14 protein-coding genes are annotated in these 16,472 nt (G+C 51.2%); 4 read left to right on the top strand and 10 right to left on the bottom strand.

The features are described 5' to 3' along the window. Positions 1 to 5: 5 nt before the first annotated feature. From EBB_RS17870 to mobH, 8 genes are all read right to left on the bottom strand, one after another. Entirely contained in the window at positions 6 to 1,463 is a 1,458-nt protein-coding gene (locus EBB_RS17870; protein WP_223146866.1) for an alginate export family protein, read from the bottom strand. A 195-nt stretch (positions 1,464 to 1,658) separates the two neighbouring features. Next, on the bottom strand, positions 1,659 to 2,612 hold the full coding sequence (locus tag EBB_RS17875) for an AraC family transcriptional regulator (RefSeq protein ID WP_306790083.1): 954 nt from the start codon (positions 2,610 to 2,612) through the stop codon (positions 1,659 to 1,661). Between the two features lie 367 nt (positions 2,613 to 2,979). Then, complete coding sequence (locus EBB_RS26740; protein ID WP_371741592.1) at positions 2,980 to 3,513, bottom strand: RNA-dependent RNA polymerase family protein; 534 nt, start codon at positions 3,511 to 3,513, stop codon at positions 2,980 to 2,982. A gap of 12 nt (positions 3,514 to 3,525) precedes the next feature. Next, positions 3,526 to 4,020 carry a reverse transcriptase domain-containing protein gene (locus tag EBB_RS26745; protein ID WP_371741593.1) on the bottom strand — a complete coding sequence of 165 codons (495 nt, stop codon included), beginning with the start codon at positions 4,018 to 4,020 and terminating at the stop codon, positions 3,526 to 3,528. Positions 4,021 to 4,944: 924 nt separating this feature from the next. Continuing rightward, positions 4,945 to 6,306 carry a transposase gene (locus tag EBB_RS17885; RefSeq protein ID WP_192395128.1) on the bottom strand — a complete coding sequence of 454 codons (1,362 nt, stop codon included), beginning with the start codon at positions 6,304 to 6,306 and terminating at the stop codon, positions 4,945 to 4,947. Positions 6,307 to 6,435: 129 nt separating this feature from the next. Further along, complete coding sequence (locus EBB_RS17890) at positions 6,436 to 7,068, bottom strand: IncC plasmid conjugative DNA transfer DtrJ family protein (protein WP_192395129.1); 633 nt, start codon at positions 7,066 to 7,068, stop codon at positions 6,436 to 6,438. A gap of 2 nt (positions 7,069 to 7,070) precedes the next feature. Next, positions 7,071 to 8,897 (bottom strand): conjugative transfer system coupling protein TraD, encoded by a 1,827-nt coding sequence (gene traD, locus EBB_RS17895; protein WP_192395130.1) that lies wholly within the window; start codon positions 8,895 to 8,897, stop codon positions 7,071 to 7,073. Beyond that, positions 8,894 to 11,155, bottom strand: coding sequence for a MobH family relaxase (gene mobH / locus EBB_RS17900; RefSeq protein WP_192395131.1), 2,262 nt, complete (start codon positions 11,153 to 11,155; stop codon positions 8,894 to 8,896). Before mobH ends, traD begins: the two co-directional genes overlap by 4 nt. 130 nt (positions 11,156 to 11,285) lie before the next feature. Between mobH and EBB_RS17905 the strand changes: the two genes are divergently transcribed. Together EBB_RS17905 and trfA are read left to right on the top strand one after the other, a co-directional pair. Beyond that, positions 11,286 to 11,744, top strand: a complete 459-nt coding sequence (locus tag EBB_RS17905) for a hypothetical protein (protein WP_192395132.1) — start codon at positions 11,286 to 11,288, stop codon at positions 11,742 to 11,744. A gap of 8 nt (positions 11,745 to 11,752) precedes the next feature. Beyond that, on the top strand, positions 11,753 to 12,619 hold the full coding sequence (gene trfA / locus EBB_RS17910; RefSeq protein WP_192395133.1) for a plasmid replication initiator TrfA: 867 nt from the start codon (positions 11,753 to 11,755) through the stop codon (positions 12,617 to 12,619). Between the two features lie 401 nt (positions 12,620 to 13,020). On the opposite strand, the gene mobI is transcribed toward trfA, so the two are convergent. After that, on the bottom strand, positions 13,021 to 13,491 hold the full coding sequence (gene mobI / locus EBB_RS17915) for a conjugative transfer protein MobI(A/C) (RefSeq protein ID WP_192395134.1): 471 nt from the start codon (positions 13,489 to 13,491) through the stop codon (positions 13,021 to 13,023). A 189-nt stretch (positions 13,492 to 13,680) separates the two neighbouring features. Beyond that, a complete protein-coding gene (locus tag EBB_RS17920) occupies positions 13,681 to 13,917 on the bottom strand; it encodes a hypothetical protein (RefSeq protein WP_192395135.1) in 237 nt (78 codons plus the stop codon). A gap of 67 nt (positions 13,918 to 13,984) precedes the next feature. Here EBB_RS17920 and traF point away from each other — a divergent pair, with 67 nt between their 5' ends. Continuing rightward, positions 13,985 to 14,986, top strand: coding sequence for a conjugal transfer protein TraF (gene traF, locus EBB_RS17925; RefSeq protein WP_192395136.1), 1,002 nt, complete (start codon positions 13,985 to 13,987; stop codon positions 14,984 to 14,986). Beyond that, a complete protein-coding gene (locus EBB_RS17930) occupies positions 14,983 to 16,422 on the top strand; it encodes a conjugal transfer protein TraH (RefSeq protein WP_192395137.1) in 1,440 nt (479 codons plus the stop codon). Before traF ends, EBB_RS17930 begins: the two co-directional genes overlap by 4 nt. The last annotated feature ends 50 nt before the right edge of the window (positions 16,423 to 16,472 follow it).

Consider the following 16,472-nt stretch of genomic DNA (forward strand, 5'->3'; position numbering starts at 1 on the left):
CTCCGTTAAAAAGCGTAATTGAATTCCACGTAAGCAAAATCGGCGTCCTGCTTCTGCCTATAAAAGTTATCCACGTAACTGCCGCCGAACGCATGCGCGTAATAGGCATTCCAGGACAGTTCCTTATTGATGTTGTGGGTAAAGCTGATGTCGACCAGTTCGCCGATGGTGCTGTTGCCGTTGCTGGGGCGACCCAGAAAACCGAAGCTGTTATCTTGCGAACTGGCGCCGGCGCCAGCGTAGAATAGATCGTTGCGTTCCGACAGGGTCAAGTGGTGAAAGTCAACCGCGACCTTGGTGTTATCGGTCGGACTGACGATTAACTGGGCGAAGGCGTCGTTCAGATTCATCAGATTGAAGAACGGAAATTTCGCGTACAAGCGCACGGTTGGCAACACTTGAAAGAAAGTGCCGTGTTTGCCATCGTTCGCATTAGCATCGCCGGAGCTTTGGAAAAAACCGCCTCTCACCCAGGGCTTTAGCGGCAAACCTGCCCATTGATAACCTGCTTCGACATCGTAAGCCCAGGCTTGCTGAGTTTGATTGCTCCAGTCACCGAATTGGTAAGCGCCCCAGAACAATGCGTCCGCAGCGCCCGGACCAAGCTTTTGAACGGTCAATAAATTAGTGCCGACTGTGTGGATACGTAAATCAGAATTGCTCAACAGGGGTCGCAAACCTGCGGCACGGTTGTCTATTGGTTTGATGTTGCGCTCGTCGCCATAATATAGGTAAAACAAGCGGCCTTCGGTGCCTGGCAGCAATGCGTCTTTCTTGCTGGTGACGGCGGTATAAAACAAATCGATATTACTGATCTCATTTTGTGCCTGCAGATTGAAGCCGCCCTGCGTCGGATGGGTGGCGCTGATGCTGATGTTGTATTGAGGCTGATCGTAAACCGTCGATACGCCGTCGAAGTTACGCGAGGCATGGGCAAAGTCGAAAGTACCAAGCAGGCGTTGGGAAACGCGAGTAGTTTTCAGACCATCGAATTTGGCATCGCCGGTTTGATATTCCAGGCCTTCCTTGATTTCGAAGCGCCCGGCTTTCAGCGATAATCCATTCAAGCCGAGCGGATCGAATTTGAAATTCAGGTACGCTTGTTTCAGATGCACATCGCTGGGCGAGGTGTTGTTGTGGTTCTCCGTGTAATAAAGTGCGCCTAAACCCAATGCGCCTCCCGGCGTGGCGAAAGAATTATTGGGCAAACCGTAAACGCCGCTGTATTCCCCTTGCACATAGCCGTCTACGAAACGACTGGTCGCCAAAAGCCCGAGGCGTGCGCGTAAAGCCCAAAAATCGTAGTCGTTGTTATTGTTGCTGGCAGGTCCTGGCTTGAAAAAGTCATAGGCTTCATATCGGCCTCTGAACTCACCGGTGATACGCAAGTTATCATTGATTTGCCCCAACGGTTTGTCGGCGGCGATAGCGGCGGCATAAAAATCAATATTGATAATGCTCAATATAAAAATTGGTAGTGTAATATTGCCCCGTATATATTTTAAGCGTATATCTAATTTAGTTATATCCATATCTCAATATCAAATAATTAAAAAACAATATGAGTGAGATTTTATTGGATATAAATTTATTTAAAATGCGCAGGCGTCGCGACCTTCTGCTAAATCGTCTCCTTCGTATAAAAGGCTGTTAACAAGCTAATTGGTTTTTACTTTATTGAAATAATGTGAACTTTTCTGATAGGCACCAGGTTGCTGGCCTATTACTTTCTTAAAGGCTTTCGAAAATGCCGATTCTGATTGATAACCTACTTTTTCAGCGACTTGAGAAATCGTTCTACCTTGCCTCAACAATTGCGCGGCCATTTTCATCCGCACCATCACTAAAAAAATATTGGGTGTTTGTCCGGCCACCTGGCTGAAACGTTTGAAAAAAGTCGCGCGAGACATATGGCTGTAATCGGCCATTTTCTCGACCGGCCAGTCTTTCTCTGGCTCATTGATTACTGCTTCCACCAGTTTGGCAAATTCGGGGCTTTGCACCACAGCCCAGAGACCGGCAGAAATTTCCTGGGTTGTCGCCAATTGCCGAATCGCGTAAAAAAATAACACATCTGTCAGTCGAACAATCAACGGCGACGCGGTTTCGCCGGATTGCCTGGCTTCGGTCAGGATTAGATCGAAGATGGTTTTGGCGGCCAGCAGTTCGGTTTGGTCGCCACGAATAATTAAATAGTCGGGGAAAGAGCTAAGCAACATCGCGCTTAGTCCCGATTTGAAATGGAAAAAGCCGCAGGCCAGCGCCACCGCATCCGGTACGCTTTCGTCAATCGGTAACATGTCTCCGGATTTGACCCGGCACAGCGCCGGATCATCGGGAGATGCGCTTGGACTGAGATAGTGAGTAGTCTCGCGGATAAAAAACACCGCATCGCCTTTTTGCAAGGGTAAGGCTTCCACCGTGTCGGGCAAATGCAGCCAACATTGGCCGTTCAATACCAAGTGAAATCCTGATCGCATCACATCTGAGGGAGCGGCCCTCCATGTGCCGCAATACTGACCGACATGAAAAAGCGTTGTATCAAGCTCCAAACTAGCTAACAACCAATGAGCCAATTGATCTGTCACGGGATTCATTGAGCAGGCCTCCATCACCGTTAAAAACGAACATCAAGGTGGTTCAGTATAAAGACCAGTCAAGTTGCCTAAAAATGATTGTTGAGCATACATATATCTATTTATCGCATAATCAGCAACGAGCATTGAAATCAAATGGCTATTTCCAAACCTTGGAATGCAAATAGCCAATCAAATCAGATTTCTAAATTACGGTATAGTTTAGATATGGTGGTTTGAATCTAATGTCAGATTTTGCAACAGCTACTTATTGAACTAATGACTGCTTTTGCATTCGTAACGGGCGCACATTTACCCCATGCATCTGACCAGTATTGGCCGATTGTCGCGGTAGAGATACCCATTACTGGATACCCCCCGCACAGATCCCGGCGTGCGCAATTCACGCACCGGGCTCCCACCTCCGGTGTGTAACGGCAAAGCGTTTGTCAGGCCACGGATGAAGAATGCGCGGAGGAGGCAGCCAATAGGCCGCCAACCGTTTGATGCGCTCCCAGGAGAATTTGTCTTTCTGACTGCGTCGTCGCAATGCCCAGAGCCAGGCTCGAACAGCATGATGCCGGAAAGCACTGAGTTTCTCGGCATTCGTCGGTACGGCGTGGTACGCAAAGTACCCCGTCAATATCTGACGCAGCTTTGCTCCTTGTTCCGGAATCGCGTGGTGCCGGTTTCGGTGCAATTCTTCCTTGATTTTCCGCAGTGCGGCCTGCATCCGATCACGACGCGTTAGACGCTTGAGCGCAAATGCACCGCGCCGAGTCCGAGCACAGATGTGCGTGAAACCCAGGAAGTTGAACGTCTCCGGTTTGCCCAATCCGCGCTCGGCACGCCGCCTGGCCGCCTGTCGCCCGAACTCGATCAGACGTGTCTTCTGTGGATGCACGGACAGCCCGAACTGCGCTACCCGCTCACGCATCTCGCTGATGAATCACTCGGCATCGGTCCTATGTTCGAAACCGATGACGGTATCGTCGGCGTAACGGACCACGATCAGGTTTCCCTGGGCTTGGCGGCGTCGCCACCGATGTACCCATAGGTCGAAAACGTAGTGTAGATAAATGTTCGCCAACAGCGGCGATATGATCGCCCCTTGAGGCGTGCCCATCACTGCCGGCGTCACGTTGCCGTCTTCCAGTACACCGGCTTTCAGCCACTTGCGAATCAACCGCAGGATGCGCGGATCACCGATACGATGTGCCAGGAACTGCATCATCCAATCATGACTGATGCGATCGAAGAACTTCTCGATGTCAGCATCCAAGATATAGTTCACTGGCGTGCGCATGATCCCAAACGCGACGGCGTCTAGTGCATCATGCTGGCAGCGCCCCGGCCGAAACCCATAGGAGAATCCCAGAAAGTCAGCCTCGTACACGGCATTCAGCACCTCCACCACGCCGCGTTGGACGATCTTGTCTTCCAACGCGGCGATGCCTAATGGTCGTTGCGAACCATCCGCTTTAGCAATGTACTGCCGCCTGGATGGCAACGCCCGATAAGCCCCTCGGCGCAAGCGATCGTACAGATCAACGAGCCTATTCTCCAGGTCCTCCTCATAGTCCCCCACACAACACCGTCTACGCCAGCCGCCGACTTCCGTTGTAACCAGAAGAAGGACTCCCGCAGTAGATCAATATCGAGGTAATGGAACAGCGTCGTGAATCGCTCTTGCTTCCTCAGCCTTGTACAGGGTCGAGTCGCTGGGACACGGAAACCCGGCCCAGCGTCCGGTCCGTGTGCAATCTTACCTTGTTCCCCTTGGCCCCCGGCCTTCGCTCCGCGGACTCCGCCACCGGTTTTCCGGTTTTGTTCGCCTGCTTCAATGCTACTATGCCGAGGTCCGACTTCTGCCGCCCGTTCATCATCGGCTTCGGCTCCTCGCCTTCCCGATGCGACCCGGTGACGTATCCACCACCCGGGTAGACAGCAGATCTCCCGGTTTCCGAACAACGAGCTTGCGTGCATGCCAGGGTCTCAGACCTCGCCGGGTCGGTAGCGCACTCGCGATAACGCACGCTACCGTATTGCCTTCCGACCAACACACGGCGTCGGCACCCGGTTCTAACTTTATTTCGCGGCTCAATGGCTGGCCTGCACGTTCCCCAACCGACGCTTCGCCGACACCCTCGCGGATGCCTGCGCACGGCTCGGGGCCGATGTGAATCGCTAATCCTTCATCGTAGCGGACTTGCACCGCCTACTCCTTGCCGGCCTCCCGGCGCACCTGTTGAAAAAGTCGGTATTTTTTCGAGTGTTTGACTGTGGTACTTTGAACGACTGAGGAATTTTGCTCGATGTGAACAGGCAAATTTTGAGTTTTGGAGGGTAAAGCCGGCCTGATTGGCCGTTATGCAGGTAATACTTGGGCTATTGGCTTAGTGATGGCCAACCTTTTCGCCATTCGTCTCAGATTTTGGGCGGTCGCTGCCAATAAGAACTCATCTTGTGCCCCGCTAAATCCCCTCAATCGCAACTTATCCAATAGTAAGATACGCTTGAGGTGCGCGAATAGCATTTCGACCTTCTTACGCTCCTTGCGGGACTGTTTGTAGGCATCGGTTGTAGTAATGGCCCGCGCTACTTCCCGAGCAGATTCATGCGGACCGCGGTCGATCTGCCGATGGTCCATATTCGGATAACATTGGGATTTCAGTGGGCATGCCTGGCAGTCGAGTATGCTAGCCCGGTAGCGGTAAGGATTCTTTTTTTTACTGCGCCAAGCGGTTTTCAGAAACCTACCCGCGGGACAGGTATAGCGATTGTTTTCAGCATCGAAGGTAAAATCGGCACGACCGAAGGTGCCGTCGGTGCGTTCTGACTTTTCAAACATGGGGACATGCGGTTCAATGTCTTTTTCGTCGACCAGCCAACCGAGCATGGCGGCGGTGCCATAGTTGGTGTCACCCACCAGTCGGTCGGGCTTGAGGTCAAATTTTTCTTCAACCCGGTCGATCATGGTCTGCGTCGCTTCCGCTTCGGCGGCTTTGTTAACCATGGAGGCTTCAACATCGAGGATGATGCCCGCTTCCAGATCGATTAAGTAATTGGTGGAGTACGCGAAGAAAGCCGGACCACCGGGTGCTGCTGTCCAACTTGCCGCAGGATCGGTCAGTGACAAGGTCCGCGCAGTTTCTTTGGGATCGTTGATGTCTTCTATCGCGGCTAAGTATTCGCGTACCGGTCGAGACGCTTGTTCGGGATCGCCCCAGTCCACGGTGTCATTCCCCTCAACCCGGCGTTGCCGTTGCGCATCGGCTTTAATGATGCTCGCATCGGTCGCGAAGCCTTCGCCTTTCACCAAACCCTCAGCCATGCAATGCTGCAAGACCGTTTCAAATAGCAACCGGAATGCCTGACTTTCCCGGAAACGGCCATGGCGATTTTTGGAAAAGGTCGAGTGATCCGGCACGGGATCGTCTAAATCCAGTCGGCAAAACCAGCGGTACGCCAGATTTAGATGGACTTCTTCACACAGGCGGCGCTCGGAGCGAATCCCAAAGCAGTAGCCGAGAATCAACATGCGGACCATCAATTCCGGATCAATCGAGGGCCGGCCAATGGGGCTGTAAAACCCTGATAATTGCTGGCGGAAGTCGCCGAGATCGAGAAGGCAGTGAATGCCTCTCAACAGATGATCTTTCGGTACATGGTTTTCCAGACTGAAACAGAAAAACAGTTGTTCCTGTATCCCAGATTGTTGTCCCATCATGGCGGTATCTCTCGATCTGATCGGAGTCGAGCCTTATTTTACTCCTCTCGAAACCAGTTATCTTAGGAGTTATTCAACACAATCGGCCGAATTAGTTCATTCAAATCAAATTACACTCAAAATTATTCTTCATACCCGTTTCTGCGTATTAGCTAATAACGTGTTCATCGCCCAGGCCACTATGAAGATGCCGATCGGCATGGATTGCGGCGGTACTGGAAATGGCAACGTCAGTCCCATCAGTAATAGGTATAACGCCCCCAGCATGACATAGAGGCTGTAACGATGAGCCATTGGACTGGGGTAGTCAAAATTGGTCTGGCTGACTTTGCGTCTAATCAAGCCATCAACGGCAAACGGGAGTATGACTACGGCCAAAAAGGGGAGCCATGCACAAGCCATGACGAAGCGCTTGATCATCTGATACACGGTATCCCACAGCACATCGAGTCTGCTTTGAATGAACGGAAACAAATCATTGCGACCAACATCTTCAAAGCCTTTGGACATTTGTCGTTCGCGCTCCGTTGGAATGAAGTAACGGTATACACTCTCCCTCATGCCGGTGCGGACAAACAATTGGTCGAACCAGTGCTGCGCCGTGTGCCGAATCTCCGCTTCCTTTTTTGCGTCGAAATAGGCAATCAGCATTCGATCTTCGGTTGCCTGGATTTCCCGCGTCCAGCGATCCGAAACAAAGCTGGCCACCAGGATCACTTCCAACAGCCAGATCATCAGACTGAATAGCAAATTGCGTTGCATGGTCAGGTCGGTTGGGTATCAAATGCCGATTGCAGCACCGGCAAGCGACCCTTAACGATGCGACCGCCGGATAACTTGGCGATGTAATGTAAATCAGGCAACTGCCCCAAAAGTTGCGGCGAAAACAAATCACCTTCTTCTTCCATTAGGCGTTCGCCGACATTACCGGAAAAAATGGACGGATTAGTCGCACTGGTGGCAACACCCTGGGTGCGCATGATGTATTTCAAGCGGGTTTTAGGCAGATTGTCGGTGATGTATTGCTGCGTTTCGCTGTCCATGATCCGCAGGGCAATCAAATTATTGACGTTGCCTAATACCTGACGCGCTTTATCCTGTGAACCGGTACGGGCTGCAAAGTCGGCAAAGGTCTGGGTGGCGATAAACAAGCGAATTTTAGCGCCACGGCCTTTGTTCAATACTTGAATGAATGGATCGTTGATGACTTCGGCCGCTTCATCGACAAACACATTCACGGGTCTATCCGAGACGCCGTAGTTATAACGATCACCGGCCACAGCAGCCAAATCCGCAAGCAGAATGGATCCAATAGCACTACCGACTAGACCATCTGATAACGAGTCCAGACCGATATACGCCACCTGGGCTTTTTCGATAATTAAACCGGTATTGGTAATCGGCCGCAGATCATCCGCGTCATTCGGATTGGGTGATAGCAAAGGCCCCAATGGTCCCGAAGTCAGCATGTTCATGATCGGTATCAAGGACGCCACCATTTTGCTGAAGTGAGTACGATCATGTTCGAACAAAGACAAGAGACCTTCCAGATCCAAGTTGGGCGCTTGGTATTGCAAGTACTCCCGGTAAAAGCGTACCAAGCCCGCGGCTTTGGAATCGGTGTCTTTGGCGGCTTTCAAATACGGCCTGGCTTCCTGACGCCAATTGCCCAGGCAATTATCGTAATACCGTTCCAACGCCTGAATCACCAGCGTGGATGGCCCGCCTTCCAGATAACGACGCAATTTTGATAAGGTAGGTCGTTCCTCAATGACCATCAGTCCTTGAATCACGTTATCCAGAGATTTCTGGCCAAAGGCCTTAAAGGGATCGGAAGTTGTTTCACCCGGTGAAATGGCGGTAATGCGGCTGGCAATTTCCGAGGGTCGATTGAAGTTATGCAAGGGATCCAGTCGCACACTGTCTTCCGGAAAGGCAGGATGGAAATACACGAAGCGTTCTGGTCGTCCGGCTAACTGGCAGGCGCGGTTGGCCGACGCCATCAAATCCTTATCGCCTTTAGGATCAATGATAATCACCGCTTCGCCGCGCAATACGGCTTGAGTGACCAAAACATCAAAAGCACGGGTTTTTCCAGCGCCCGTAGTGCCTACCAGTAACGTGTGCCCCGCAGTATGTTGAATCGGTTGGCGAACATCGCTTTCCGAGATTTCCAGGCCATGGATCCAGGCCGAGCCCATGCGTTGATGATCGGTGGGAATTAGCGTCGAGACATCGCGCTTGAGAATCTCATAGGCCAACTGAGCATGTTTTTGCACCCAGTCGAATCCCCAACCAAACCAAAGGTCGTCGGGATGGCTTGTGACATACACTTTGAGTTTTTCCGCATCCAGATATTGGAAACGAAATTGACTAAGCCGTCGTTTTCGATACCAGAGACTCACGGTCACCGGCAGTCGCCAACACACCATCACTCCGCACGCAATCATCAACCAGTCGAATGGCTCACGAGGTAATCCCGACCAGCGACTGGTCAGATACGCCAGACCCGCACCTCCTGTCCAACCGGCAATCGCAGTGACTTCGTAAATCGGTCGCCAGGGAAACTGATAGTCGTAATCGGATTTCATGGTTCGATTCTGACTTTTACGCCTTTGCCACGACCAATGACTTGGCATTCTTTCAGTGAACCGATGTCACGCAGAAAGTCATAGCGTTTTAATTGCGGATACTGCTCTAAATAGGCCGATAGTTCATCATCCGAAACGAAATGCCAGGCTTCGTCAGTGTCGCCTGGTTGTGGTTTTTTTGTGGCATTTACTGACCGTACATGTTGCAACCAATGCAATATGGCTTCTGGATAAGCGAGTTTTGCATCGGCTTTAGCTGGCGGGCGAGGGGAGGGCGATCGTTTGACTAAGGATGATTGCAACGTGATGGATGATCGATCGGCTGTCGCTTGCCTCGGTACTGAGTTATCTGGGGTTGCAATTTCGGGTGATTTTTTACTCGATTTCTTAGGCTTTATGGGCTGAATTGCTTGGTTATTCGCGCTTACAGGGGTGAGCAGTATTCCCAGCCTATTGCTGGGTTCTTCAGCCAACAGCAGGCCGCGAATTTGACCCACCTTTTGTACTTTAAGCATGGGTGACAGCACATCGATGATGAGCCAACCTTTGGCTTCAATGGCCTGAATGAATGCGGCCGGTTCGACCTGGAGTTTTTCAGGTACGCCAGGGAATGCCAGTAAAAACTGTGTTTGTCTTGCCACGACTTCCACACCCATCTGCCATTCGCCGCGATTGAGCTTATCAGCGATCTCGATCAACCATTCACCGGCTTTTCCTTGTGTGCGTAACCAGGCGATGGTCAAGGTTTGGCTACTATTGCTGTCATCGGTGGCGATGTTTACGGTTTCATGATGGGCTATCAGTGTCTCGCTATTTCCAGATGGTTTTTGTGAACCTGTTTCATCAGCTGCTGCGATTACCTGCACATCGGCATTCCCAGGTGAGATGGCTGTTTCCTCTTCGGTCATGACGGATGACTGAGCGGTCAAAGTACCATCACCTACAGCCTGATTAACATCCCATTCTTCAGCATTTGGATGGTCAATTGCAGTAGGATTTTGGTTGGGCTCATCGCTCGCGATGGTGGTATCGGCTTCCGGCGTATCAGCCAGTTCGATGGCATGGATAGCAAATGGAGGCTCGTTGCTGAAGATCAATTCCAGGGAAGCAAGGCGCAACATGTATAAGCCGACATCCAGACCCTCCGGTTGCATTCTCCAATAGCGATACTGCCGGCCATCACTCGCCACTTTGGCAATCGCAAAGCCACGTTCGATCAAAATATCAGCCAGGGTATCTTCGTCCCTGGGAATCCCCGGTACTTTGTCTTTGGTCAGGATGGCGACGATATCCTGTGCGCCCATTCGCCAAACGATATGAATGCCTTCCTGAAATCGCCAAAGCCGGGCGCCTTTTTCATTGACTAGCCATTGTCCGCTTTTGATCAGACGGCGCATGGCATCGAACAAGTATTTTTCCACCGGCATGCCCATCGCCAAATCATGGCTGTGGTAATGGGCTTTTAGATCACGCTCAACGCTTTGGCAATCGGCGGCGATGACCAGTTCGGATAACTTGGCACCGCGATTCAAACCATGAATGGTTTCCAGCATGGCCTGCATAATATCGGGACCGGGTTCCAGTATGTAGGAACGTGAGGCTTTGGTCAGTACTCGTTCAATTACCAACGCCGAAAATTGTTCATGGCGCTTATGGCGATTCTCCCGCCAGCGTAAAAAATAGTGGTCGATTTGATAGCGCTCGGCCCAGTCAGTCAGGTTTTCATCGCAGGGATTCCAGATGTATAGGCCTTGTCTGTCGACGACAGCAATATCCGATACTGGTTTGCCAATGTCATGCAAAAGACCCGCAAAACACACGGCCAGTCGCCAACGTAATTCAAGGGTTTTACGCTCGCGTGGCGTTGCATGAGTAGCAAACAAGCAGCCTTGTGAGGATAAGGTAGCCCAATGGGCAACTTCCAAGCCATGACGAAATAAACCACCCGCCCCGCGATGGTGATGGGATTCGGACGCCGGCAATAAGTGGCTGAATGCCGCATAGCGGGCAATCACGGGAAGTACGACCGATTGGTATAACTCATCGGGTAATGCTAAAGCCTGTTCGATGGCTCGGATCAATTCGGCTTGGCTAGCCAAAATCCGTTCCACCGGTGCGGCCGGTAGCCCCTTCATGAATGGTGGATAACGCGGTATCTCTTCTTCAACTGGCTTTGGTAACTCAATCGTTACAGCCGGCGTTTCGCCGAAAAGCCGTTTGCCGATGCGTTGAATGAGGTGGGTATAGAGATTTTCCATAGCAAACCATGCTGACAGAAAACCGCAGGGGTCCACCTTGCAGCTAATTCCAAATTCGGCATTAGCTGCAAGATGGCTTGGAAAAAGAGTGCTTAGTGTAACGAGCTCCCAAAAACCTTATGGAGCTTCCATGAAACGCAATCCACTAACCGCATATTGCCTGCTGACGTTGCTGACCAGCACCGCATGTCAATCGTTGGTACAGCCAGACCCGTCCAGCAGTCAAACGATCATCGAATCTCTTTTGCCGTTGTCTCAACCAGACCAGCCTTGGCGACTTGATACTGCCTGGCAAACCAGTGCGCTCGGCGGTGCCGTTTATCGTGCCTCATCGCTGGAGCATGTCGTCAGGCAGGTTGATCACGATTTAACAGTGACCGAACCAAACACTGAACGTTTGGTTCAGACCGATGGCGAAGTCAGTAGCCAAACAAACATTGAAGATCCCGAACTACTTGAGCGAGCCTGGCGCAAATATTGTCATCACCAGCTAGATATGACGCCGGAAGAGCGCGCATTGATTCTGGTGACTCAAATTCCACGCCAAATGCTGAGTCATGGCTGCACGCCCTACAGCCTCAAGAAGTAGGCCATGCCATGAGAAAAACTAACCATGACAGCCTGAACAATCTCACCGATCGTTTCCAAAAACTGGTCGAGCGTAAATCTGAAAAACTGAAGGTCGTTGAACCGCTGAAATCCATTCCAACCTGGCCATCGACCATTCGAGGTACGCCCAACGCCTGTTTACGTAGTGCCTTGTTTGCCGGTGTGCAGGGTAATGAGCGCATTGCTTACAAAAAACGGACGTTGTTAGCGTCGGTAGACGGTATTGAAGTGCGTTACTTGGGCGTGCAGCTTAATCAATCCGATCTTGATGTCTGGATGCAGATCATTCACCTGTCCAGACAGCAATTACCCGGATTTGGCGTCACTTTTTCCGCCTATGGCCTGTTGACGGCCTTGGGTCGCAGCAGTGGCAAAAGTCAGCACGAATGGCTCAAAGAGTCGATGGCCCGGCTGGGCGGCGCTTTTGTCGAGATCACTTTTCAAGGCCGCGACACCTTCGGTGAGAAAGGCTTTTTGCGCTATTACCGCGATGAAGTGACACAGCGGTATGTGGTCGAACTGACAGAATCGATGTTAAGGCTGTTTGAAGAAGGCTACACCTACATCGAATTTGAACAACGGCAAAAATTGCGCAAGCAACCCTTGGCACTGTGGTTACATGGCTTTTTGGCGTCTCACGCGGCACCGTATCCCCTGAAAATAACCACCATCCATCGCTTGAGTGGAAGTGGCGCCCATACCTTACGCGATTTTAAATACCGTTTGCGTAAAGCCCTCAATGCCTTGATAGAGATTGGAGCCTTGGAAAATTATGAACTTGGCGATGATGCCGTCAAGATCAAAAAGCGCCCGACACTCAGTCAGCAGCGCTATTTGGCGGGGCAATCGCATTGAAAAAAGCACGGCATTCGACCGACGCTGATTTTGGCCAGATTGTTGTTCTTGATACGGCATTAGGCCGACGCGGATACGGCATTCGACCGACAGTGGCGCGGCATTCGACCGACGTGGTAACGGCATTCGGCCGACAGGTACGGCATTCGACCGACGAAAAGCACGGCATTAGGACGACGTTTGACACGGCATTCGACCGACGCCAAGCCGAATAAGTGAAATCGCTGCAGGTTATGTGGGATAAGGCCTGTAGCGATTCTTCAAACACCCAAAAACAGGCTGCTAATCTATTTATAATCTTTATTTAATCTAAATATAGAAAAGGCCTAGTTGTGGATAACTTTTAGGCTTTTTCAGAATTCAAAATTAATTTCTCATCGATCGTTGCTACGAACCACTGCTCAACGATTGCCTTCTTGCCTAGCCTGTTGAAATTGGTGGTAGGCATCGCGGATCTTGCCCAGTAACGCGAGTTGCTTGCGAATATCGACAAACTCGTTTTCCAGCTCTTCCACCAAGGTTTGTTCCCAATCCGGCTCCCCTTTCAAAATCTTCTGCAATGGGTAGCGATAGCCAAGGCCTTTTTTGAGGTATTGGCATATCGGTTTGGTTTGGCCGTTTTGGCGTAATGAGGCCATGCGGTACCACTCGATGCTAAACGACAGACTACTTTCCCGGCGCCGGATACGAACCCCAATTCGGCCGCGTTCATTGCTGGCCACTTTTTTTTGCCGGCTTTGTAATTGTCGCCAATAATCATCGACCAGCATACGGGCCTGGTCATGGAGTTGCTCGAATTGTGTTTCCAGCCAAATGTGTACGCCGTTTTCCAATGTGGAGGTAGGCTGATTTTCTGATGGTTCAGTGCGCATAAAATTCCTGTTACTTATCTTCAGGGATTTTGGGTGTAAATCCCTGAGGGGAAAGAGGCTAAAAATGGGGTGTGTGCCATGGCGTGAAGCCTATGTCTGAACAGGAATGCTGCTTGCCTTATCCCTGTACTATCAGGGATTTTGAGTTGGATTTTTGGTGTGTTGTCGAATGAAAATCCCTGAGCAATCTCATTGATCGTTTACCTGTTCAGCGTTTTTAGCGACCAGATTTTCAAAAACGAGCACGTCGATTTCCCTGAATATGTCAGGGATCCTGACCCTTTTCATCCTGTTCAGGAACTCAAGCAAGACACGCCACGGCGCAAAACATTGTAGGCAGCTGATCGCAACGCGATGATTGCAGCAAATGCCGAAAACGGCACTAGCTGCAGGATGGTTTGGATAATCGAAAAACAGGTCGATCATGCAGCAAATGCCAAATTCGACATTTGCTGCATGATGATGAGGATGTGGTTAGATAGACAATGCGGTTATGAACCGAATCGTGCGTCTATCCCTGATACTGTTGAGTGTTTACTGGCCGGTCTTTGCTGTCAGGGCAGAGAACGCGGGCGAGTTAAGTGCTGCGTCGTATTTCGAAGACAAACAACGCGGCTGGTTTTGGTATGAAGTGTTGCCGGAGCCGATTAAGCCCGTTAAGCCCGAACCCAAAGTCGAACCTCCCAAACCCGTTCCTCAGTCCGATACGGCCAAGCTAGAAGCGTCGATGGTTGTGCCTGTTACTGATCAGCCTGAACCGCTGACCTCAGCCTGGCTCAAACAAAATCTGGAAAAATATCTCAACAAAGCCATTGACGAGCCCAGTCAGGAAAATGTGGCGGCGTTTTATTACCTGCAGCGAGTGATGATGGATAAAGCCGAGCGCTTTACCCATGCCGCCCGTTACGTGGTGATGTCCGATCCGCAACTCGATGAATCGGTGCGCCGTCCGATTTCAACCTTTGCGGTCAACGAAGCCAATCACCAAGCCAGTGTCGCTGCCGATCAAGCCCTGAAAGCCATTGCCGCCAAAGCCGGGATTTTGTTTTTCTTTCGTTCCGATTGCCGCTATTGCCATGTGCAGGCACCGATCTTGGCGATGTTGGAGCGCAGCTATGGCTTCAAGATTTATCCGGTGTCACTGGATGGTTTGCCGATGCCCAATGGCTTGTTCAACCAGTTCAAAATCGATCAAGGTCAAGCCGCATTGTTGGGTGTTGAACAAACCCCAGCGCTGTTTTTGATGAAACCGCCGAAACAGATCGTGCCATTGTCGCAAGGCGTATTGTCTTTGGAAGAAGCCACCAGCCGTATCTTATTGGCGGCCAAGGAAGCCGGCTGGCTGGACTCCTCGCAATATCAAACCACCCAGGGCCTACGCGCGACGCCACTGTTGTTACCGGCAGCGGGCAGTATCAATCCATCAACCGCTCAAAATCCGCTTTCGTTGATTCAGGCACTGAAAGCCGGTGCGCAATATGGGAGTACTCCATGACTTCGTTTCCCTTTCGACGTCTCGTCGTATTCCTGTTGTTGATCGAATCTAGTGTGCCGGCCTATGCCGATTTGCAGCAGGAGATGGATGGCATGTTTGGCACCATGACCAACTTTACTGCACCGACCGCCCATTTAGGCCAACGCCGTGGCGTGATTACTGGCGGCAGTCTGGTCGCTCGCAATGGCATTACTAACACCAATCTGGTGTCGTTCGTACCGCCATCGTTCAGCGCGGGTTGTGGTGGTATCGATTTGTTCGGTGGCAGTTTCAGTTTTATCAACTTCAACCAGTTCGTGCAGTTGCTGCGTAACGTCGCGGGCAATGCCGCCGGGTATGCGTTTCAATTGGCCGTCGGCGCCATGTGCCCCTGGTGCGCTTCGGTCATGACCGACCTGCAAAAGAAAATTCAGGAAATGAACCAGATGTTCAGTAATTCCTGTCGGTTATCGCAGGGCTTGGTCAACGATACCGTCAAAGCCTTCGATTTACAAAGCAAGGTCAATTTATCCAACGCCTCGTTTACCCAAGGCATCAGCGATGTGTTCTCCAGTTGGACCAATACCAGCACATTAGGCGATCCGATGCAGCAGGTGAAACAAAACGCCCCTAATGACATGACCCAGAAAATCCAGGGCAATCTGGTGTGGCGAGCCTTGGTCAACCAAAACGCCGGCGCCTGGTTTCGCTTCGGCGGAAATGATTTATTGCAGGCCGCAATGAGTATTTCCGGCACGGTGATCGTCGATGCCCCGCAAGCCGCTGCCGATGGCAAAGGTGAAAACAACGCCATCAGCGCACCGCCACCAATTTTACGCATCAAGGATTTGATGTACGGCAATGATGCCGGTAACAGCTATCAAACGGTGAGTCTTTATGTCTGCTCGGACGGTACCGGTGCTGATCAGTGTTTGAAACCCATCGTCCGCAACGTCAATCTGGTCGGACTCAAACAGCGTGTGATGGAAATGCTGCTCGGCTCGGCCAATAACGGAAATGGCCTGATCTACAAATTCGCCACCAACAGCGGCCAAATTACCGCCGCTGAACAAGCCTTCATGCAAACCGTGCCCGATGCCATCGGCGGCATGATTCATAACCTGGCCCGGGAAGATGCCGGTATCGCCAAACTGTGGGCTGAAGAGGCAGCACCGGTGATTGCCTTAGAACTGGCGCAATTGATCGTCAACGATGTCTTGAACGCTGTACAGGTGGCCGCGCAAATCAATGACCATGCCTACGCCAAATTGCTGATGGATTCTTTGAGTGTGGCCAGGCAACAGATTCAAGATGAATACGTCACCATTGCCGGTCGTTATGGCAATCCACAAACCCTGATGGCGTTTTATCAACAGTTGATGAATACCGTCAAACCGCGTCAGTACGGCAGCGTCACTCAGGTTTCCGCCACTGGAACGGCGTGGCCCAGTCCGTAATGCCGGTTCATGACGCGGTGTCTTATTTTCGAGTTAGATAAAAGCAGGTA

Origin of the sequence: Methylomonas fluvii, assembly GCF_014850975.1 — a bacterium.
Taxonomy (GTDB): Bacteria; Pseudomonadota; Gammaproteobacteria; order Methylococcales; family Methylomonadaceae; genus Methylomonas; species Methylomonas fluvii.